The sequence below is a fragment of the Paenibacillus sp. CAA11 genome (assembly GCF_003060825.1).
GTDB lineage: Bacteria > Bacillota > Bacilli > Paenibacillales > Paenibacillaceae > Fontibacillus.
Genome location: NZ_CP028922.1, coordinates 2,968,597 through 2,988,707, shown reverse-complemented (window position 1 = coordinate 2,988,707; position 20,111 = coordinate 2,968,597). Strand labels below are relative to the sequence as shown.

At 49.1% G+C, this 20,111-nt stretch carries 19 protein-coding genes; 14 read left to right on the top strand and 5 right to left on the bottom strand.

The features are described 5' to 3' along the window. Nucleotides 1-30 precede the first annotated feature (30 nt). Nucleotides 31-762, bottom strand: coding sequence for an MBL fold metallo-hydrolase (locus DCC85_RS13880; protein WP_108466137.1), 732 nt, complete (start codon nt 760-762; stop codon nt 31-33). Nucleotides 763-852: 90 nt separating this feature from the next. Between DCC85_RS13880 and DCC85_RS13875 the strand changes: the two genes are divergently transcribed. The 3 genes from DCC85_RS13875 to DCC85_RS13865 all read left to right on the top strand — a co-directional run bounded on the left by DCC85_RS13875 (nt 853) and on the right by DCC85_RS13865 (nt 2,457). Beyond that, nucleotides 853-1,365, top strand: coding sequence for a GNAT family N-acetyltransferase (locus DCC85_RS13875; protein ID WP_108466136.1), 513 nt, complete (start codon nt 853-855; stop codon nt 1,363-1,365). Nucleotides 1,366-1,474: 109 nt separating this feature from the next. Continuing rightward, on the top strand, nt 1,475-2,029 hold the full coding sequence (locus DCC85_RS13870; protein ID WP_108466135.1) for a stalk domain-containing protein: 555 nt from the start codon (nt 1,475-1,477) through the stop codon (nt 2,027-2,029). Nucleotides 2,030-2,133: 104 nt separating this feature from the next. Then, a complete protein-coding gene (locus DCC85_RS13865) occupies nt 2,134-2,457 on the top strand; it encodes a DUF1292 domain-containing protein (RefSeq protein ID WP_108466134.1) in 324 nt (107 codons plus the stop codon). 135 nt (nt 2,458-2,592) lie between these two features. Here DCC85_RS13865 and DCC85_RS13860 read toward each other — a convergent pair whose 3' ends face one another. Further along, the gene (locus DCC85_RS13860) at nt 2,593-4,068 is read right to left on the bottom strand and encodes an aminotransferase class I/II-fold pyridoxal phosphate-dependent enzyme (RefSeq protein WP_108466133.1); all 1,476 of its coding nucleotides are present in this window, start codon (nt 4,066-4,068) and stop codon (nt 2,593-2,595) included. 165 nt (nt 4,069-4,233) lie between these two features. Between DCC85_RS13860 and DCC85_RS13855 the strand changes: the two genes are divergently transcribed. Further along, nucleotides 4,234-5,511: an MFS transporter gene (locus DCC85_RS13855; protein ID WP_108466132.1), complete on the top strand. Its 1,278-nt coding sequence runs from the start codon at nt 4,234-4,236 to the stop codon at nt 5,509-5,511. Between the two features lie 67 nt (nt 5,512-5,578). On the opposite strand, the gene DCC85_RS13850 is transcribed toward DCC85_RS13855, so the two are convergent. Next, the gene (locus tag DCC85_RS13850) at nt 5,579-6,211 is read right to left on the bottom strand and encodes a YktB family protein (RefSeq protein WP_108466131.1); all 633 of its coding nucleotides are present in this window, start codon (nt 6,209-6,211) and stop codon (nt 5,579-5,581) included. A gap of 262 nt (nt 6,212-6,473) precedes the next feature. On the opposite strand from DCC85_RS13850, the gene DCC85_RS13845 reads away from it, so the two are divergent. The 6 genes from DCC85_RS13845 to ptsP all read left to right on the top strand — a co-directional run bounded on the left by DCC85_RS13845 (nt 6,474) and on the right by ptsP (nt 13,067). Further along, the gene (locus DCC85_RS13845) at nt 6,474-7,070 is read left to right on the top strand and encodes a hypothetical protein (RefSeq protein WP_108466130.1); all 597 of its coding nucleotides are present in this window, start codon (nt 6,474-6,476) and stop codon (nt 7,068-7,070) included. 162 nt (nt 7,071-7,232) lie between these two features. Next, the gene (gene gndA / locus DCC85_RS13840; protein WP_108466129.1) at nt 7,233-8,639 is read left to right on the top strand and encodes an NADP-dependent phosphogluconate dehydrogenase; all 1,407 of its coding nucleotides are present in this window, start codon (nt 7,233-7,235) and stop codon (nt 8,637-8,639) included. 145 nt (nt 8,640-8,784) lie between these two features. Next, nucleotides 8,785-9,297: a shikimate kinase gene (locus DCC85_RS13835; protein WP_108466128.1), complete on the top strand. Its 513-nt coding sequence runs from the start codon at nt 8,785-8,787 to the stop codon at nt 9,295-9,297. Between the two features lie 24 nt (nt 9,298-9,321). Then, complete coding sequence (gene aroA / locus DCC85_RS13830; protein ID WP_108466127.1) at nt 9,322-10,617, top strand: 3-phosphoshikimate 1-carboxyvinyltransferase; 1,296 nt, start codon at nt 9,322-9,324, stop codon at nt 10,615-10,617. Between the two features lie 91 nt (nt 10,618-10,708). Continuing rightward, nucleotides 10,709-11,143 (top strand): CoA-binding protein, encoded by a 435-nt coding sequence (locus tag DCC85_RS13825; RefSeq protein ID WP_108466126.1) that lies wholly within the window; start codon nt 10,709-10,711, stop codon nt 11,141-11,143. A gap of 163 nt (nt 11,144-11,306) precedes the next feature. After that, nucleotides 11,307-13,067, top strand: coding sequence for a phosphoenolpyruvate--protein phosphotransferase (gene ptsP, locus DCC85_RS13820; RefSeq protein WP_108466125.1), 1,761 nt, complete (start codon nt 11,307-11,309; stop codon nt 13,065-13,067). Nucleotides 13,068-13,135: 68 nt separating this feature from the next. Here ptsP and DCC85_RS13815 read toward each other — a convergent pair whose 3' ends face one another. Further along, nucleotides 13,136-13,663, bottom strand: a complete 528-nt coding sequence (locus DCC85_RS13815; protein ID WP_108466124.1) for a type 1 glutamine amidotransferase domain-containing protein — start codon at nt 13,661-13,663, stop codon at nt 13,136-13,138. A 240-nt stretch (nt 13,664-13,903) separates the two neighbouring features. Here DCC85_RS13815 and DCC85_RS13810 point away from each other — a divergent pair, with 240 nt between their 5' ends. The 4 genes from DCC85_RS13810 (at nt 13,904) to DCC85_RS13795 (ending at nt 16,727) form a co-directional block, all read left to right on the top strand. After that, the gene (locus DCC85_RS13810) at nt 13,904-14,245 is read left to right on the top strand and encodes a hypothetical protein (RefSeq protein WP_159081878.1); all 342 of its coding nucleotides are present in this window, start codon (nt 13,904-13,906) and stop codon (nt 14,243-14,245) included. A gap of 159 nt (nt 14,246-14,404) precedes the next feature. Beyond that, nucleotides 14,405-14,746: a bacillithiol system redox-active protein YtxJ gene (gene ytxJ, locus DCC85_RS13805; RefSeq protein WP_108466122.1), complete on the top strand. Its 342-nt coding sequence runs from the start codon at nt 14,405-14,407 to the stop codon at nt 14,744-14,746. Between the two features lie 113 nt (nt 14,747-14,859). Next, nucleotides 14,860-15,864 (top strand): catabolite control protein A, encoded by a 1,005-nt coding sequence (gene ccpA / locus DCC85_RS13800; RefSeq protein WP_108467869.1) that lies wholly within the window; start codon nt 14,860-14,862, stop codon nt 15,862-15,864. Between the two features lie 149 nt (nt 15,865-16,013). Then, nucleotides 16,014-16,727, top strand: a complete 714-nt coding sequence (locus DCC85_RS13795) for a 5'-methylthioadenosine/adenosylhomocysteine nucleosidase (RefSeq protein ID WP_442789493.1) — start codon at nt 16,014-16,016, stop codon at nt 16,725-16,727. 214 nt (nt 16,728-16,941) lie between these two features. On the opposite strand, the gene DCC85_RS13790 is transcribed toward DCC85_RS13795, so the two are convergent. Beyond that, entirely contained in the window at nt 16,942-20,001 is a 3,060-nt protein-coding gene (locus tag DCC85_RS13790) for a transglycosylase domain-containing protein (RefSeq protein ID WP_108466120.1), read from the bottom strand. Between the last annotated feature and the right edge of the window lie 110 nt (nt 20,002-20,111).

Here is a 20,111-nt window from a genome sequence, read left to right as displayed (position 1 = left end):
TCAGCTGACAGCCGAGGGGGCTCTAATCGTCTACAGATTGTAAATTTCATGCTGCTTCAGGAAGGGCATACCGCCCGTGCGGCCAACGAAATCACCGTATTCATCTCCATAATGCATGAGCATAATCTTTTCCCGAACGGTTTCTGGCAGTGATAGAAGCTCGTCCAAAGTGGTATGTACCTGGCCTGGGCCCGTGAGCTGGCATTCGTGGAAGATGCGGCGGCATCCCTTGTCTACCAGCGACTTAAGCAGCTCCGGCTGGAAGGTCATGTCTGCACTGTAGAAGATGTCATCATTCAGCACCAGAGAGTAGCTGTTCTTACCGGGAATATGAGGGGTGTGAATCAGACGGACCTGAATGGAATCATGAAGTCTTGCAGTCACACCTTCCTCCAGCAAATGAACTTCAAACAAGTCTTCCAGCCGATCCATGCCGTCTTGAGCTAAGCCGCCCTTGAGGGTGTGCTCCCAAATGGGGCCTGCCAGCGTGTCGGCAATATAGAGGACAGGCCGCCGACCAAAAACATACTTCATTTGAAAAGCGAATTCCTCTAGGCCACCGACATGGTCGGCATGCATATGGGTGATCAGAACGGCGTCAATATCCGCCCAGGTCTTGCCGAGCTGATGCAGCGATAATGGTGCGGTAATCCCGCAGTCAATCATCAGCGTAAAGCCATCACCATAGATAAGAGCATTGTTATTGTAATTCCGCTTCGCAAAAGCGCTGCCGGTTCCAAGCATCTGCAGCTTAAGTCCCATCGTAATCCTCCTTCATTTATGTTGCAGTTGTCTTATAATTTAACACAAGAATGAGCTTAATGAAAAATTCAGGAAAGAGGGCATAATTCTATGAAGTCGCAACAATTTAATGAAGTCTACAAATTAATGGAGTGCTCTTTTCCCGAGAGTGAAATCCGAACCCTGGAGGGGCAAAGAGCACTGCTCAGTCATCCAGACTACCAGCTTATCACAAGGCGCACTGCCGATGAGGGGCAGCTTGTCGGCATGATGGGCGTATGGAGACTTGGCACCTTCCGGTTTCTGGAGCACTTTGCGGTAGATCCTGCTTCGCGTGGAGAGGGTACCGGCAAGCAGATGCTTCAGGCTTTGCTTCAGGACAAGCCGCTGCCTGTACTGCTTGAGGTAGAGCCGCCATCCGGAGGAATGACCCTGCGCCGAATCGGGTTCTATGAACGGCTGGGCTTTCACCTCCTGCCATTTGAATACAGTCAGCCTCCGCTGCGGATAGGACAGCCTTATTTACCCTTATGTATCATGAGTTATCCGGCTCCGTTAACCGAATCCGAGTTCGAGGAGTACCGCAGAATTATTTATCGTGAGGTATATCAAATAGACCTGTGAGGGGCCGCTAAATAAGCGGCTAACTTTTTGCTCTGTTCACCGCAACTAAGTTCTTCATGACCTCGTATAAATGTACAACAACAAGAAGAAGAATGGGGGACATGACTTAATGAATTGGAAAAGAACTGCCGCTCTTGTGCTTTTATTTTCCCTCATGGGAGGAACGCTGCTGTTTGCAGAGGGCACTTCCCAAAAGATACGCGTACTTTTTAACGGCCGGGAATTGGCCGATGGTGCCTATATTATTGACGGGAAGACCTATGTGCCCATCCGGGAGTTTGATGGTTTGGTACAGTACGATGATTCTTCAAAGCAAGTGAAATATTATAAACCTAACGTACATATTTTTCTGTTTAAAGGGGATACCGTGTTTGGTAATGTAAATGTTGGTAAACTGAAATTCAGTATTTTCTCACAGATTGACAGCCTAAAGACAGACATTGCTTGGGTTAAAGTGGCGATCAAGAGTCCGGACGGCCAAATCAAGAACATTCAATCTCAGGAGGTGGGCAGCAATCAGAAGGATAACTTCTGGTTTCGCACTTCAGAATTCACTTATGACTTTAAGACTGCTGGGAAGTATTCGGTAGGGTTCTATATTAAGCCGGATAAGGAGAACGACTATGTGCTGATCTCTGAGAAGGTCATTACGGCTATTGACTGATGTCGAGTGCTTGACCGTTAAATTGACCTGCTCGGATGAAAATGATACGATACGAGGGGAATCGGTAAGATTTACAAATCAACTCAAAGCGAGGTAACCCAAAGATGAGCGATCACAAACATGAACATGGCGAAGCTTGCGGATGCGGGCACGATCATGATCACGATCATGAACATGAAGAATTTGTACTGACATTGACAGACGAGGAAGGCAAAGATGTAGAAATGGTGCTCGTCGAAACATTTGATGTTAGTGATAAAGTATATGCCCTGCTGCTTGAACGCAACAATCCGGAGGCCGATGGTGTTATCCTTCGCCTTGAAGAAGAAGATGAAGAGATGGTACTGTACAACATTGAGGATGAAGAGGAATGGAAGCAGGTCGAAGCGGCTTACAACGAGCTTGTCGCCCAGCAGGACGAAGCCTAATTCATCGCTAAAGGTTCCCCCTTCAGGGGAGCCTTTTATTATATCCAGGGGCAGTGGACAAGCTGTTTTTTAGATGAAGGAACAACAAAAAGGACCAGGCGAGGCCTGGTCCTTTTTTAACGATGTTGTCTCTTATCAGAAAATGGGGTCAGCCTCAACGATCACCTTAACCTGATTAATGTAACGGTCTTCAGGTCCCTTGACAGGCAATCCAACATCTACATGATCTACAATATAATCGATGTTATCCTGGGAGACTACTTCACCAGGCAGCAGTATCGGAATACCCGGCGGATATACGTAGATGAATTCAGCGATGATCCGGCCTGCCGATTCCTTGAACGGAATCACCTCTGTATCTGCATAGAACGCATCCCGTGGAATGAGGGAGAGCTGCGGTATCTCAGGGATTTTGACGACGAGCTCTTTGACTTCGCCCACTTTGTAGTAGGTCTTAGACAGCTCGCGAAGCGCCTCAAGCAGAGTGTTTACGGAATCTTCCGTATCGCCCGGGGTAATGAGACAGAGGATGTTGTACATATCGCTGAGTTCAACCTCAATGTTGTAATGATCTCTCAGCCAGTTCTCTGTTTCATAACCTGTGATACCGAGGTGGCGGACATGGACGGTTATCTTGGTAGGGTCCATAGCGTAGGTGGCTTCCCCGCCTAGAATCTCTTTGCCGAAGCAGTAGAGACCCTCTATTTCATTAATTTGATCACGTACATAGCCTGCCATCTTGATCGTCTTATCGAACATCTCCTGACCGTTAAGCGCAAGATTCCGACGGGCGGTATCCAATGAGGCAAGCAGCAGGTATGAAGTTGAGGTAGTTGTTAGCATACTGATGATGGTCTGCACCCGCTGCGGGTTCACATACCCGTTCTTCGTATTCAGATTGAGCACAGAGCTCTGAGTCATGGAGCCGCCGAGCTTATGAACGCTTGTCGCGGCCATATCTGCACCGGCCTGCATGGCAGAGATCGGCAGGTCCTCGTGGAAATGGATGTGTACGCCGTGAGCCTCATCGACCAGGACTGGGACGTTGTAGTTATGGGCAAGCTCTACAATCTCTTCCAGATGTGCGCTGATTCCGAAGTATGTCGGATTAATGACAAGTACGGCCTTAGCGTCAGGATGACGCTTTAGCGCCCGCTCGACGGACGAGGTTGTGATGCCATGATCAATTCCCAAGTTGGGATCCTGTGCAGGAGATACAAACACAGGCTTTGCACCGGAGAAAATGATCGCGGACATGACAGATTTATGAATATTGCGCGGTACAATGATCTTGTCGCCAGGAGAGCACACTGACAGAATCATGGTCATGATCGCACCGCTTGTCCCTTGTACGGAGAAATAGGTGTGATCTGCACCAAAGGCATCAGCTGCGAGTCTCTGAGCTTCCTCAATAACCCCGCTGGGTTGGTGAAGATCATCGAGCGGAGCAATATTAATTAAGTCAATTGATAAGGCATTATCGCCTACAAATTGTCGGAATTCCTCATCGGTTCCCATGCCTTTCTTATGTCCCGGTATATGGAACTGCACGGGATTATTGGCCGCGTGTTCTTTCAGTCTAGTAAAGAGCGGCGTGCGGTGATGATCCATCTAAAGCCGTCACTGCCTTTCTGTGTAATATATAAACAAAGATGAGTATAACAAAAAGAGATAGGAATGCAAATAAAGCTTGAAAATCGTGAAATAAGTCTAAGTTAACTGTAAGGTGGGACAAACTAGAATAGAGAATGTGCAGAGTTAGGAGTGGAACTAAGTATGGAACTGAATGTTAAAATTCCAAGCAAGAAACTATTTTCGCCTACATTTATATTTCTGCTGCTTATTATGTTTTTGGTGGAGGTCGTCAAAAGCGCCTTATTGGTGACTATACTTCCTGTCTACATGGGCAGCGTACTGCAGCTGACAACCTTTGCCATTGGCCTATCCATCTCACTGCAGTATATAGGAGATAACCTGTTTCGCAGCCCGGCAGGGTGGCTGATTGAACGAGTGGGCTTCCGTACCACGATGCTTGTGGGACTGATCTTTACGACGGCTGCGGTTTCCCTGATTGCTTTTGGTAAAAATTCAGCCCTTATCATCTTAGCCTGCGCCTTGCTCGGGATCGGTACTGCTCCGCTCTGGCCGTGCGTGCTGATGGGAGCTACCGCCATTACGGGCGGCAAGAACAACTTCGGAACCGCCATGGGAGTTATACAGATGGCTACTCTGGGAGGTTCGGGGACGGGACCGATTGTGATCAATTTTTTCATTGAAGGATCTTATCAGCCGGTCTTCTGGATCTTGCTATGCTGTATGGCGCTCACGCTCTTCCTTGCTTTTCTTCTTCCGGGACGGAATAAGGCAGGGGAGGTCGATCCGAAGGTGCTTCATCCGAATTCAGATCAATCCTTGATGAAGGGAGGACTCCGGCGGCTTGGCGCTAATTTGCGCCGCACCTTGTCGGATGTCCGCAACAATCTGAACGTGAGCTGGCTGCTGTATCCGGCTTTGTTTCTCCAATCGTTTGCAGTAGGGTTGCTTACACCTGTCATTACGCTTTACATTCGGACAGAGTTGAATCTGTCCCCAGAGACCTATAGCGCGATGCTGATAGTTGGTGGAGGCATTACGGTGCTGGGCTTGATTCCAATCGGAAGACTGGTGGACAAGTATGGAACGAAGTGGTTTCTGCATATCGGCTTTTTCATGTCGGCGGTTACGATCGGTTGCTTTGCTATGACGAGAGATATTACTTGGGTCTGGGGGCTGGTTGCACTCATCGGTGTAAGCTACGCCTTCATACTCCCAACCTGGGATACGATGATCTCTCACCAGCTCCCCACAGGTGAGAAGGGGACGGTTTGGGGGCTGTTCCTGACCATCCAGGGCTCGGGCATGGTGTTCGGCCCTATGGTATCCGGAAAGCTGTGGGATGTGCTCGGACCCTCCTCACCGTTCCTGGCCAGTGCCATTTCAATGGCTGTGCTGTTCGTGATTCATATCCGGCTGTCCCGCCCTCGGCAGAATGTTAGGGATCAGGAGATGGCTTAAACGATAGGGTTCAGAAATATACAGCAAAGCGAAAGCGGAAGAGAGACTCTTCCGCTTTGTTAACATGCTATGAATTTGGGTAAGCTGCTTTATACAGTGGTAGCAATTGCTTAAAGGTTTCTTCGATCAGCGAGGTGAGCTTGTCCCCATCCCGAAGTACTGCGGTGTCCATGGGAAGGCTGAGTCCGCATAAGATCTCCGATTTCTTGACCGTCTGCAGTTTCTCGGCCATCTTGAGGAGATCCTGAACTTCTGTCTCCTGATTAGACGCACCTCCCGGCTTCATATGATCCAAAGACCAATAATAGTGATCCGGCACGATCTGCTTAATCTCTTCTGCGTGCTGCTGCAGATAGCTTCCGAAAATACGTTTATTCGGGCTTTCATAAATAACGGCGAAGATGATAAAGAGATGGGAAGCGAACAATCCGACCTGAAAATGCGGCAACGCCTTATACCCGCGCTTGCTGCTTGCCCATGCAACCCAGGTATCTTCCGGGGGATGAACGGTGCGTCGCGCATGCTTGGCTACATGAGGAAACATCTCTTCTCCGCATAAGGCTGAGAGATAGGGGGCTATAGTGCTTCCAAGCGCTTCGAGCTTGGGACGGACGTTAGTAATAATGGCATCCATGCGGGGCTCTAATCCAGGCACAGCCATGCTATGAAAATCCTGTTCGGAAAAACCGTTAAACTTCATAATCTTGTAATCCTCCTTAAGAAAACGATCGGTGTGGCAGTTAGGCCGAGTTTGCTATCATAATTATAGCATATTGTCACTTTATTCCGACCTTTGGCTGCTTCTTGTAAAAACAGATGTGTCACCCTACCGGAAGTAAGGGTAAAAATAATCATTAATCCAAGTTACATTCACATAGGATGAAGTATAAGATATGGTAAGCTTGTCGGGGCATCTCTCGGCAAGGAAAGTTTTAGGGTGATATCTATAGGAGGGGAGTGCCGTGAACAAGAGCTATGAAGTGGAATATTGCAATCTCGAACTGCGATTTGAACGCCGGCACCTGCAGCAGCTTATTCGTGACTTGATCCAGGATGGGTATTCGCTTTACTGGAGCGAGAACGACTCGATCTTTATAATATCTGTGCGCACAGGCCGCAAGCTGACCAAGCTGCGCTTTGAGCGTTTGGGCCAGGGCTATAAGCTGGTTGGGAATTATGTGATTAAGGATGCGAAGCTGGCGGAATGGCTGGAGAAGCTGATTGGCGATTTGCGGGGCCATGCGGTTGTCAAACGGTTCAAGGACCGTCAAATTTTGATTGAAAATATCTTGTTTGGAGAAGTCATTCGTCTAGTAGAGGTTTCCGGCATGGAGCACAAGGTGCTGTATCAGAAATCTCCACAGCTCAGCGTAGAGAGGATGACCCAAATGTTTGAGGCCAAGACGGCCGAGGAGCGTATCGAAGCGCTGCGCAAGCAAATGGATGAAGAACTCGATCATCTCCATGAGGCTCTGGCATCGAAAGATCAAGAGGGGGCGCAGAAGAGCAAAGAGGCCCTGCGTAAGATCAGACGGGCACTGATGGAGCTGGAGTGGTAGAAGATCTGCTGTCCAACTTAGGAATTAAGCGAAACACCCCTTTACCTGAAGAAATGGGGTGTTTTGTGCCGACTAGGGGAAGCAGGCTTCACTTCTGCATATAAAACGGCTAAAATATAACTGTTGATCCACAAAATATAGCGACAAAGGATGGAGAACCAGATGTCTAAACAGCAAATTGGTGTTATCGGTCTAGCCGTTATGGGCAAGAATTTGGCACTCAATATTGAAAGCAAAGGCTTCACTGTTTCTGTATTTAACCGTTCCCCTCAAAAGACGCATGACTTGCTTGAAGAAGCCAAAGGCAAGAATTTGGTCGGAACATTTTCCATTGAAGAATTCATCAATTCCCTGGAGACTCCCCGCAAAATTCTGATCATGGTACAAGCTGGTCCTGCAACGGATGCAACAATTGAGCAGCTCGTACCTCATCTGGATGAGGGCGACATTATTATAGATGGAGGCAATGCGTTCTTCCCTGACACCCAGCGTCGCAGCAAAGAACTGGAAGCTAAGGGCCTGCGCTTTATTGGAACCGGTGTATCCGGCGGTGAAGAAGGCGCATTGAAGGGGCCGGCAATTATGCCTGGCGGACAGGAGAGCGCCTACAAGCTCGTTGAGCCGATTCTGACAGCGATTTCCGCTAAAGTGAACGGCGACCCTTGCTGTACATATATTGGTCCCGACGGTGCCGGACACTATGTGAAGATGGTGCACAACGGCATTGAATACGGAGACATGCAGCTGATTGGCGAAGCTTATCATTTGCTGAAGGATATCCTTGGTCTGGATGCGAAGGAGCTTCATGAAATTTTCACGGAATGGAACAAAGGAGAGCTCGACAGCTATTTGATCGAGATTACGGCGGATATCTTCTCCAAGTACGATGAAGAAACCGGCAAACCGATGGTCGATGTGATCCTCGATGCTGCCGGCCAGAAGGGAACCGGTAAATGGACAAGCCAGAGCGCCCTCGATCTGGGAGTACCGCTGTCCATGATCACGGAGTCTGTATTCTCACGTTTCCTGTCAGCTATGAAGGAAGAGCGTGTAGCTGCTAGCAAAATCCTGAACGGACCGGAAGTCAAAGCATTCTCCGGGGATAAGAAGGAATTTATCGAGAATGTCCGCAAGGCGCTCTTTGCGAGCAAGATCGTATCCTACGCACAAGGCTTTGCCCAAATGCGTGCAGCATCCGATGAGTACGGCTGGGATCTGAAGTATGGCAACATTGCCATGATCTTCCGGGGCGGCTGCATTATCCGCTCGCAGTTCCTGCAGAATATCAAGGATGCTTATGACCGCGATTCTGCCTTGAAGAACCTGCTTCTCGACCCATATTTCAAGAACGTGGTAGAAAGCTACCAGGATGCATGGCGCAAAGTGGTTGCAGCTGCTGTAGCAAGCGGAATTCCAGTTCCGGGCTTCTCCAGCGCATTGTCTTACTACGACAGCTATCGTACAGAGCGGCTGCCAGCTAACCTGCTGCAGGCTCAGCGCGATTACTTCGGAGCTCACACCTTCAAGCGTGTGGACAAAGAGGGCGTATTCCACCATCAGTGGTTCTAAGCTTATCGGTCTTAAATAAGGTTTAATCTATAGCGCCGGGCGGACTGAATGACAGTCTGTTCCCGGCGCTTTTTGACGTGCTACTGCCTAAATGACCAAACCTGTGTTATGATATGAAAAAAGTTTAGGGGAAGTAGGTGACCCCATGCAGAGGGAAGAAGAGAACCTCATCCTTATAGGCATGATGGGGACCGGCAAGTCTACGGTGGCCGCAATGCTTGCGGAACAGACCGGGAGACAGCTGGTTGATCTGGATTTGGAGGTTGCGACAGCAGCCGGCTGCTCCATTCCGGAAATATTTGAAACCAGGGGAGAGTCCTATTTCCGTCAGCTTGAAGCCCAGACGCTGAAGCGGGTATTGAGCGGCGACGGCATCGTACTCGCAACCGGTGGAGGAGCGGTCTTGAACCCGGCCAATCGTGCGGAAATGCTGCAGCGAGGCCGCGTCATTGCGCTAAAGGCGGATGTGAGCACGATTCTGAGCCGGGTAGGAGAAGATCCGAACCGACCGCTGCTAGCCGGAGGTGCTGAGCAGAGAATTCGTGAGCTGCTTGAAGCGCGCAAGTTCGCATATGACTTTGCACATTGCACAGTGGAGACATCGGGCAAGAGTGCCGGACAGGTAACCTCAGAGATTTTAGCGCGTTACCGCGTTTGATTACATTAGTGAAGGAGCTTATTTATGGATCTTATTGTAAAGCCTACGTCAGAACTTTCGGGTGAAATACAGGCCCTTTCTTCAAAAAATTATACGACACGGTACCTGCTAGTCGCTGCGCTCGCGGAAGGAACGAGCACGGTATATTATCCGGCACATAGTGAGGATAGTGATGCGCTGCGCCGCTGTATCCGCGATCTTGGCGCTGTGATTGAGGAAGACGACGAGAAGATTGTGATTACGGGCTTTGGTAAGCATCCGCGCCATGTGAAGGAGCTGAATGTTGGCAATGCGGGAGCTGTGCTCCGCTTTCTGATGGCAGTAGCATCGCTTTCCCCGGAGGTAACCTTCGTTAATGCGTATCCCGATTCGCTCGGCAAGCGGCCGCATGATGATTTAATTGTGGCCCTTGAGCAGCTCGGCGTGCAAGTGGATCATCAGAATGGGCGACTTCCAATCACGATCCGCGGAGGAGCTCCTAAGGGTGGCACTATTAATGTATCCGGCGAAGTAAGCTCTCAATACCTGAGCGCCCTGTTATTTCTGACACCGCTCTTGGAGGAAGACAGCGTCATTCAGGTTACGGGCGATATGAAATCCAAGGTGGTAGTCGGACAAACGCTAGAGGTATTAGAGCAGGCAGGAATCCGCATCGAAGCCTCTCCTGATTATTCCACGTTCCGGGTTGCAGGACGTCAGTCTTACGAAGCTAAGACTTATACCGTACAGGGAGATTACCCAGGTTCTGCGGCCATTCTTGCGGCGGCGGCGGTGACCCGTTCCGATGTTAAGCTTCACCGGCTTGAGGAGCGAAGCAAACAGGGAGAGCGTGCCATTGTGGATGTGCTGCAGATGATGGATGTTCCTTTGCGCCACGAGCAGGGAACGGTTCATGTGAGTGGTAACGGCCGGCTGCGTGCTGTAGAATTTGATGGAGATGCAGCTACAGATGCGGTTCTGGCTATGGTAGCGGCAGCCGTCTTTGCCGAAGGCACATCGCGTTTTTACAATGTGGAGAATTTACGCTACAAAGAGTGTGACCGGATAACGGATTTTGTGAATGAGCTCAAAAAGGCCGGGGCTAATGTAGAGGAACGGCAAGCCGAGATCATTGTTCATGGTCGTCCACATGGTGTTGAGGGAGGCGTGGAGATTGATGCTCATTTCGATCACCGGGTGATTATGGCGTTAAGTATCGTCGGCCTTCGGGCGCGCAAGCCGATTCTTATCAAGGATGCACACCATGTAGCCAAATCTTATCCGCAGTTTTTTGACCATCTTGCTTCGCTTGGCGCATCTGTAGAATGGGTAAAAGAATAAAGTACCCCAGTACTGTCGTACACTAACTGGAGAGGAAATTTTTATTTTGATAGGGTTTACTAGTAAGAAAATATAGAAAGGCGGGATGATAATGGCATTTGAGAACCCCAGCCGTGAAGAGATTAAGAAAATTCTGGAGTCAGCAGGGAATATTGCTGTTGTCGGGCTGTCCGACAAGACTGACCGGACCTCCTACATGGTCGCTCAAGCTATGCAGAGCCGGGGTTACCGGATTATTCCGGTGAACCCGAGTGTGAGCGGGGAAATCCTCGGCGAGAAGACCTATGGCTCGTTGAAGGAAATTCATGAACCGATTGATATTGTGAACGTGTTTAGACGAAGTGAGTTCACGCCCGAGGTGGCGAAGGAAGCGGTAGAAGTCGGAGCTAATGTGCTGTGGCTGCAGCAGGGCATAGCCAATGAGCAAGCTGCTGAAATTGCCGGCAAGGCTGGACTTACGGTGATCATGGATCGCTGCATCAAAGTGGAGGAGGCTATTACGGCTCCGAAACGGCAAGCGAAATAACGCTTACATTTGACTCTCCGACCGGAGAGTCCTTTTATATTTTTCTTCATTTTGTCCCTGGGTTGATCTTTTTTCTTTGACAATCGGCAAGACGGCGCTTACCATATCTAAGGTAGAGAGATAAGCCGTCATCATCTGGAATGCTGAAGGGGTCTGAGTAATAATGATACAGGGAATCGGCGCTGCTGCCGGTGTAGCGATCGGTAGGGCTTTTGTATTGCCTGCGTGGGAATGGGATGTTCCTGACCGGCGCATGGAGACAATTGATCTCTCCAAGGAATTCGAACGCCTTCATGAGGGGATTCGTACCTCCAAGCATGAAATAGAGGAGATCAAGAACGAGATTAAAGAGATGGTCGGCACCGAAGAATCCACAATATTTGACGCCCATCTAGCCATATTGGAAGACCCGGTCTTCATGAGTGAGATTCGGGGGATTATTGAGCGGCAATATAAAGCCGCTGAGGTTGCAGTTAAGGAAGCGATCGACCATTTTGTAACGATGTTCGATTTGCTGGATGATGAATATATGAAGGAGCGGGCCCTGGATATTAAGGACGTGGGGAACCGCCTACTGAAGCACTTGCTGGGAACGCCGGATATCACGCTTCCTGCGGATACCCAGCCTTACATTCTAGTTGCCAAGGAGCTGTCACCCTCCCAATTGGTTCACCTGAACCCGAACAATGTTCTCGGCATGGTAACTATGATTGGCGGGAAGACGTCGCACTCAGCTATTATGGCACGGGCACTAGGGATTCCTCTGGTCTCAGGATTAGAGCAAAAAATGGATCAGACTATTCAGACCGGGGACCTGCTTATCCTTGATGGAGATGCAGGGAGTCTCTTTATTGATCCGGATAAAGAGACCGTCAAGAAGTATACACTGGTGCTTGAGAAACAGCGCCGCCGCAAGGAGCAGCTCCAGCTGCTGGCCGCTGAGGAGGCGATTACACCGGACGGAGCCCGCTTCCATCTTGCCGGGAACATCAGCTCGCAGAAGGAATTCGAGCTTGCTGTTAAGCATGGAGCGCAAGGTGTCGGATTGTTTCGTACAGAATTTCTGTATATGGACCGGGCGGAGCTTCCTACGGAGGAAGAGCAGTACGAAGTGTATCGCAAGGTGGCTGAGAAAGCCGGCAATCATCCGGTGGTGATCCGGACGCTGGATATCGGCGGGGATAAGCAGCTAGAGTATTTTCCGCTGCCGGAAGAAGACAACCCGTTCCTGGGATACCGCGCGATTCGCATCAGTCTGGACCGGCAGGACATGTTCAAGACCCAGCTTGCGGCAATTCTTAGAGCAAGTGCTCACGGCCGTGTGAAGATCATGTATCCCATGATTTCTTCGCTGGAGGAGCTGCGGGCAGCCAATGAAATTCTGCATGAAGTGATGCAGGATCTTGGGAAGCGGGGCCTGTCTTATGATTCAAATATTCCTGTCGGGATTATGATCGAGGTGCCTGCTGCTGCCGCTCTTGCCGACTTGCTGGCAGAGGAAGCGGATTTCTTCAGTATCGGCACGAATGATCTGGTGCAGTATGTGCTGGCCGTAGACCGCATGAATGAGAAGATAGCCCATATGTATCACCCTTACCATCCGGCTGTGCTTCGGCTTCTGCGGACTGCGGTACAGGCGGCTAATCAAGCGGGAATCCCGGTGAGCGTCTGCGGTGAGATGGCTGGGGATGAACGCTCCATTCCGCTCTGGCTTCACCTTGGGGTGAACAGCCTGAGCATGTCCCCGCAGGCCTTGCTGCGGATTAAGCATCGTATTCTGCATACGGAGGCAAGCCATGCGCGTTCAGTTGGTCAAGAGTGCTTTGTGATGAAGACGAGCGCCGAAATTGAGGAGCTATTGAATCAATATGCCGCAAGTCTGCATCATGAGGACACCGTGCCTCATCGTTCAGCTGCCCATTAAGGATCTGATCATCTTGATAAATAATAAACCGCCAAGGGGATAATCCCTGTGGCGGTTTATTAATATCTTTAAGATTGGGAAGCTAGTGCATCACAGAAGGCTTTACCATAAGGAGGCAAATCCGGCGGGCGGCGAGCCGAGATGATATGTCCGTCCGTAACGACGGGTTCATCTTTCCAGATTGCGCCTGCATTCTCCATGTCGTCTCGAATTCCGGGGGTAGACGTGACTTCAACACCCTTGAGAATACCTGCGGAGATCAATACCCATCCAGCATGGCAAATTTGTCCAATCGGCTTGCGAGCTTCATTCATTTCACGGATAATCTCAAGCACCTTGCCATAACGGCGGATCTTGTCCGGCGCCCAGCCTCCAGGAACAAGAATGCCATCGAAATCACTGCTGCGAAGCTCCTCATAGGATACCTCGGCGACAGCAGGCACACCATATTTCCCGATGTACTTTTTACCTTTTTCGGCTCCTGCCAGTATGACCTCTGCACCTTCTTCACGAACCCGATAAACTGGGTACCACAGCTCTAAATCTTCAAATTCTTCATCGACTAAGGCGATGACCCTTTTTCCAAATAGTCTCAATTCGATGTCCTCCTTTGTTCAGGGCAACTTGACGAAATTTCATTTCGATTATTTAATTGTATCAAACTAGTACTTTTTTTTAAAATCATAGACGGGGTGGTACGGTTGCATAGCTCCTGGGCTTGTGAACAGGAATTGGGCATAAGCTTCCGAACGGTGATACACGACAAAAGAATCAGCATTCAGCGGGTGCCAATTATCGAATGCAGCTGCTGCTGCAGATACGAGATTCTTCCTCAGGTGAAGCAACATCTGTGCAGTTTGTTGGAAGAATTCAAGGGCCAAGCGGGTTACATAAATGTAGAGTTTACGGCTTGTAACGAGTTGGCGGGTCTGATGTATGAATGGCTTCAAAATGCAGATCGAGGTTGTGAGTCTGCTAGCTACCATGATTTCCAGAGAACGCTGGAGGCGCGTATTGATCATCTATTGGACGTGTATCAATATGCTAAGGTCCAGGGCGATCAGGTTTGGATGGACGAGCTTAAAGAACGACTTAGGCAGTTGTCGATGGCGACAAAAAGCTTCAATTTTACTGAATTGTGCCATAAAATGATACTATCTAATGAAAAGTTTTCATGAAAATTGGATTTTTTACTTTCTTTTTGATAAGATATCAGAAAGTTAGTTTACTTTATTCGTCAAGAGATCCGCACAGGAGCTGTTATATAGGGCATAGCTTTGGCTTTGCTGGGCTATCTGTGTGGAGTCCAATCTTTCGGAAAAGGGGTTTGGATTACAATGCCTGCAATGACGAGAATCACCTCCATAGAAGAGCTTCAGAATACCCTGGATGCTTCAGTAGAGCAGCCGCTACTGCTTTTTAAACATAGCACCCGCTGTCCGATAAGTGCTGGCGCTCATGGGCAGGTAACGGCGTATTTGCACGGACACCCTAATGAGAATGCTATTTACGGGTTGATCCATGTCGTGGAAGATCGCCCGGTTTCTTTAGAGGCCGCCAGTCTGCTTGGAGTGAAGCATGAGTCGCCTCAAGTGATCCTGGTGAAGAATCGGAAAGCGGTGTGGGATACCTCCCATTCCCGAATTACGGCGGAGGCCCTCAAGGAAATTCTCGGTTAAATAAAGCGTTATCATTGCGTGGGAAAGTATTTTGTCGTATCATAGACCTAAATAAGAATCCTTCCTAACTACCGGACGAGCGAATGAAAATTTATGGCAATGGAGAGAAGAATGTGACGGTTACCATTTACGATGTGGCACGTGAAGCAGGTGTCTCGATGGCCACAGTTTCACGCGTAGTCAACAATAACCCTAATGTAAAGCCTCAAACTCGAAAAAAAGTATATGAAGCGATTGAGCGATTAGGATATCGTCCGAATGCCGTAGCAAGAGGACTCGCGAGCAAGAAGACGACCACGGTAGGCGTGGTGATTCCTGACATCTCCAACTCGATTTTTGCAGAAATTGCACGGGGTATTGAAGATATTGCAAATATGTATCATTACAACATCATTTTGTGTAATGCGGATAAGAAGAAGGAGAAGGAAATTCGGGTTATTAACACGCTGCTTGAAAAACAGGTGGACGGGCTCTTATTCATGGGCGGCACCGTGACTGAAGAGCACATGCAGGCTTTCCAGACCTCTGCAGTACCGATCGTTCTGTGTGCAACCAGCGATGAGAACGGGCTTATTCCTTCTGTTGATATCGATCATGAGGCTGCTGCGTTTGATGCGGTAAGCACACTGATCCGTCATGGTCACCGGGAAATCGCCATGATCAGTGGAACGCTTCAAGACCCTGCGAACGGTTATGCAAGATTTCAGGGATACAAGAAGGCGCTGGAGAAAGCCGGGATCGAGTATCAGGAGGATCTGGTGCGTATCGGCAATTACCGTTATGAATCAGGGGTTGAGGCAATGAAATATTTCATCGGCCTCAAGAAGCGTCCAACCGCAATCTTCGCAGCAACGGATGAAATGGCGATCGGAGCTATTCACAGCATCCAGGACGAAGGGCTGAAAGTTCCTGACGATTTCTCAATCATCAGTGTGGATAATACCCGAATGGCATCCATGGTTCGTCCTCAGCTGACTACGGTAGCTCAGCCGATGTACGACCTGGGTGCGGTGGCCATGCGCCTTCTGACCAAGCTGATGAAGAAGGAGACGGTGGAGAACCCTCGGGTAATCCTGCCGCATGAGACGATCCTCAGATTGTCTGTAAGTCATTTATAAAGAGAAGCTTCGCCGTATTGAATACGAAGGAAGTATAATAAATAAGATATATATGAAAAAGGTTATTGTACGTGAATCAAAGAAAGCTCCTGCTAAGGAGCTTTTTTTGGAGTTTAGGGCAGGTTTAAATCGATACTGGACGGGAGTGAATGGATATGAGTACAATTGGAATTTTAGGTGCGATGGATGAAGAAATTGAACTGCTGCTTCGTGATATGAGTGACAAACAGGAGCATGTACATGCCGGCATTCGCTTTACTGGCGGCTTGCTGCATGGGCGCGAGGTCATGGTGTGTAAGTCGGGCGTTGGCAAGGTGAATGCTGCAGCTACCACTCAAATCTTGATTGATCACTTTGGTGCACAGAAGGTATTGTTCACCGGGGTAGCGGGTGCAGTTGATCCTAAGCTTAATATTGGAGATATCGTCATTTCCTCCTCCTGTCAGCAGCATGACATGGATGTTACTCCATTGGGATATTCGAGAGGCGTCATTCCTTACCAGGAGGTATCGGATTTTCCTGCCGATTCTTCGCTAATCGAGCTAGCCAAGGAAGCCTGCGCTCGGAATATTCAGTCTAAGAACTATTTGGTCGGACGGGTGCTGTCAGGGGATCAGTTTGTTGCAAGCCGTGACACTGTGCGGAATTTGTATGACACATTTCAGGGGGCATGCGTCGAGATGGAGGGCTCTGCGGTAGCGCAGGTATGCCATATGAATGATGTTCCTTATGTTGTGCTGCGTTCTATGTCTGACAAAGCAGATGGATCGGCACACGTTAATTTTGCGGAATTCACAGCAGAAGCCTCTCGCCGTTCATATGAGATTTTAAGTGACATGGTGCGGCATCTTGAGCTAGGCTGATTCAGCTGCAAGTATTCCCCAAAAGGTATTCGAATGGTTCAGCTTCTCAGAATACTCATAAAAGGGCTTTATAAGGCTTATAGAGCTGCCGTCACCAGGAATAGGACAGTTGAAAGGAAAGTGGCTTAAACGGCCAGGGAGAGCTTTGTAGGCCTGTAGTATAGTGCTAGAGACGATAAGAAAGGCGCCGAATTTTATTTCGGCGCCTTTCTCATTAACTCTTTTCAACTCTTATTGAGGGCGAGAGGCCTGACTCGCCTAATGCACTTACGGCAGAAACCCGGAAATACCCGCTAATTGTTGCTGCTGAATATTCGTACTTCGGAGTTCTTGAGGTTCCCACCAGTGTGTAATTGCCATCATTACTGGAGAAGTAAATGTTATAGCCTGTAATCATCTCATCAGAAGCATTGCTGCTCCAAGTCAGGACGACCCCGGTATCGCTTAGCTTCCCGTGTAACCCCTCAGGGGTCGAAGGAGCTGTGCTGTCGCCCAAGGAGGCGCCTGAACCCGTTGGATCCTTGCTGTCAGGTGTTCCAGGAGCTGCGCTGGTTCCTGAACCGTCGACGGATACGACAGCACTTGGTGCGGATTCCTTCCCCGCTACATCCACCGCAGTTACATAGTAGGAATAACCACTCCCTGATGCGGAGGATACTCCGAATTTCGTTCCTTCTCCAGTGAGAAGAGACTCGGTGTGCTTAAAGGCACTGCCGTTGACAGAGCGATAAAGTCTGTAACCAACAACATCCTTCTCGCCATTCTTGGCAAAGGAGATCGTTGCTTTACCTCCGCTAGCTGAAATGGACACATTGGAAGGCGAGGAAGGGGCCTGCCCGTCATCCTGACGAGGATCAACCTTGGTAGGCGCATCTTCTCTCGCATCTCTCGGAATATAATAGCTAATATCCCGGTGTCCGCCCCTCATCTTCGAGAAGGCCTTCTGCAAGTCGTCTATCAGCTCCTTGATGGGCTTATCCCTGCGCATAACGATCTTTTCGCGAACCATGTCATTAGGAGTCCCTTCTCGCGGAATGTAGTTGACCCCGTTATATGTGACGTATTTGGCACGAACCAGCACATTATCCGATTTAGTTGGAACATATTTAACATTAAAAATATCGGTATTCAGTTTGCCAGCTTGTTGTGTGAGAGCAGTAGGCAGCAGGCCGCTGAATCCGGAAACCGTCTTCTTAACAATACCATCCGGTTTCTTGAAGCTGGTTGTTGTAAAGCGCTCAGGCACGCTTGACGTAACTTCGTTCATCACTTTGGCCCAGATTTTGCGGGCGCGTTTTTTTCCATCACTGGTCAGTGTATTTACCTGCTCTGTATATCCGATCCATATGCCAAGCGTTACATCCGGAGTGTAACCTTCAAACCATACGTCCGCATAATTCTGCGTAGTTCCAGTCTTCCCAACCGCCGGAATTTGCCCGTACTTCTTGAAGTCGGATGCGATGGAATGTCCGGTAGAACCTGACTCGGAAATTACGGTACGAAGCATATCGGTCATTAAATAAGCCGTTTGCTTCGAAAATACCCGTTTAGGCTCTGGGGTGTGCTGATAAACTACATTTCCCTTAGGATCCACAATCTTCTCGATCATATAGGAGTCATTAAATACGCCTGCATTCGCAATTGAACCGTAGGCATTGGTGAGCTCTTCGACAGTGACTCCATAGCGAAGCCCTCCGAGAACCCCGGTCTGTGCCTGATAATCCTCGTCCTGAATCGTTGTGATTCCAAGCTTCTTCGCGAATGCCCAAGCTTTCTCGATACCAACCTTATCATTAAACAGCTTGAGAGCCGGAATATTACGGGACTCATTCAGCGCTGTACGCGCAGTGACAAGGCCCTTATAGCCGCCGGAAGAGTTGACAGGAATATGATAGTTTCTGAGAATGACAGGCGAATCATCAATGATGCTTGCTGGCTGAATCAAGCCTTCTTCAAGTGCAGGCAGATAAGCGGCAATTGGCTTCATGGTTGAGCCGGGCTGACGTACCATCTGGGTGGCATAATTCATTTCTTCGGTATAGAAATCACGGCCTTCAATCATGCCCAGAATAGCGCCAGTCTTATGGTCGATCATGATGCCTGCTACCTGTTCCAGACCTTTCGCCTTACTGGTAGGAGAGAAGTTGTCGGGATTATCGGATACTTTATGCATTGCTGCATAAACCTTCTTGTCGATGGTTGTATAGATCTGGTATCCTCCGGTCATCAGCTGTTGTCTGGCGTCCTGAAGCAGCTGACTGTTCTCCTTTTTGGACAAGTCGCTCTTCTTCAGTGTTGGATTGTTCAGCATAGCGATGATCTGAGCACCTTGGCGTTCCGTCTCAAACATTAAATACGGGTAATTCTCGTAAGCCTTCTTGGCCTTAGGAGCAAGAGCCCCTTTAATGTCAAAGGCAAGAGCCTCCTCGTACTGAGCCTGTGTGATCTTATTCTCCTCCAGCATCCGCTGAAGAACAAGCTGCTGGCGCTTAATGGCCCGCTTAAAGGCGTCTTCGTTAAAGTTACCTTTACCGTTAAACGCAGAGTAAGCTGAAGGCAGCTGGGGTAGACCTGCCAAATAGGCACATTCTGCAATGTTTAGCTTCTTGAGGTCTGTGATCCCAAAAATGCCGCGGGCTGCCGCTTTAATGCCATATACATTGTATCCGCTTGAACCGTTCCCGAAGGGAACTTTGTTCAAATAGGCAGTGATGATTTCTTCCTTGGAAAGGAAGCGCTCTAATCTGAGTGCAAGCAGCATCTCTTTAACCTTCCGGTTGTCGGTCCGGTCCAAATTCAGAAAGACGCGTCTAGCCAGCTGCTGGGTAAGCGTACTGCCCCCAGTCTGTACACTCTCATTGAGCAGCCGCTCCTTTACGGCCCGCAGAGTTCCCTTCATATCCACGCCTATGTGTTCGTAGAAATGGTTATCTTCAATGGCGAGCACTGCATCAATTACAATTGAAGGTATTTCTTTGTAATCGACCGGCCTTCGGTCTCCTTCCGAAAGCAGCTGCCCGATTGGCGTACCGTCACGGAAGTATACAAATCCAGTAACATTACTGTTACTGATTTGCTCCTCAATGGCTGTTCTTGACCGTACCGGATCATCCTTTACGATGGCAGAGACATATCCAAAGACGGCGCCGCCGACAAATAAGATTCCGGCTAAACCGAGCACGAACAGCCACAGTAGGACCTTCCATACCCGCCGACCCTTGCGTGCGGATCCAAGGGATTGCTTGTCCGGATTCTTTTCTTTCTTTAGTGCCATGGGCATCCTCCTTTATAACAGCAACATTATAGCATAAAAATATCAGTTTGAACTGGACTTTTGACCTGGTAAGGATGGATTAGGGCCAAAGTCCGTGCTCACCTGTATTG

Bases quoted from the DNA above. Each gene is read 5' to 3' on its own strand.
- DCC85_RS13855 (WP_108466132.1), top strand. From the start codon at position 4,234: ATGGAACTGAATGTTAAAATTCCAAGCAAGAAACTATTTTCGCCTACA.
- ptsP (WP_108466125.1), top strand. From the start codon at position 11,307: ATGATACAGGGAATCGGCGCTGCTGCCGGTGTAGCGATCGGTAGGGCT.
- DCC85_RS13865 (WP_108466134.1), top strand. From the start codon at position 2,134: ATGAGCGATCACAAACATGAACATGGCGAAGCTTGCGGATGCGGGCAC.
- ytxJ (WP_108466122.1), top strand. From the start codon at position 14,405: ATGCCTGCAATGACGAGAATCACCTCCATAGAAGAGCTTCAGAATACC.
- DCC85_RS13860 (WP_108466133.1), bottom strand. From the start codon at position 4,068: ATGGATCATCACCGCACGCCGCTCTTTACTAGACTGAAAGAACACGCG.
- DCC85_RS13870 (WP_108466135.1), top strand. From the start codon at position 1,475: ATGAATTGGAAAAGAACTGCCGCTCTTGTGCTTTTATTTTCCCTCATG.
- DCC85_RS13875 (WP_108466136.1), top strand. From the start codon at position 853: ATGAAGTCGCAACAATTTAATGAAGTCTACAAATTAATGGAGTGCTCT.
- aroA (WP_108466127.1), top strand. From the start codon at position 9,322: ATGGATCTTATTGTAAAGCCTACGTCAGAACTTTCGGGTGAAATACAG.
- DCC85_RS13825 (WP_108466126.1), top strand. From the start codon at position 10,709: ATGGCATTTGAGAACCCCAGCCGTGAAGAGATTAAGAAAATTCTGGAG.
- DCC85_RS13790 (WP_108466120.1), bottom strand. From the start codon at position 20,001: ATGGCACTAAAGAAAGAAAAGAATCCGGACAAGCAATCCCTTGGATCC.
- DCC85_RS13880 (WP_108466137.1), bottom strand. From the start codon at position 762: ATGGGACTTAAGCTGCAGATGCTTGGAACCGGCAGCGCTTTTGCGAAG.
- DCC85_RS13850 (WP_108466131.1), bottom strand. From the start codon at position 6,211: ATGAAGTTTAACGGTTTTTCCGAACAGGATTTTCATAGCATGGCTGTG.
- DCC85_RS13835 (WP_108466128.1), top strand. From the start codon at position 8,785: ATGCAGAGGGAAGAAGAGAACCTCATCCTTATAGGCATGATGGGGACC.
- gndA (WP_108466129.1), top strand. From the start codon at position 7,233: ATGTCTAAACAGCAAATTGGTGTTATCGGTCTAGCCGTTATGGGCAAG.
- DCC85_RS13795 (WP_442789493.1), top strand. From the start codon at position 16,014: ATGGATATGAGTACAATTGGAATTTTAGGTGCGATGGATGAAGAAATT.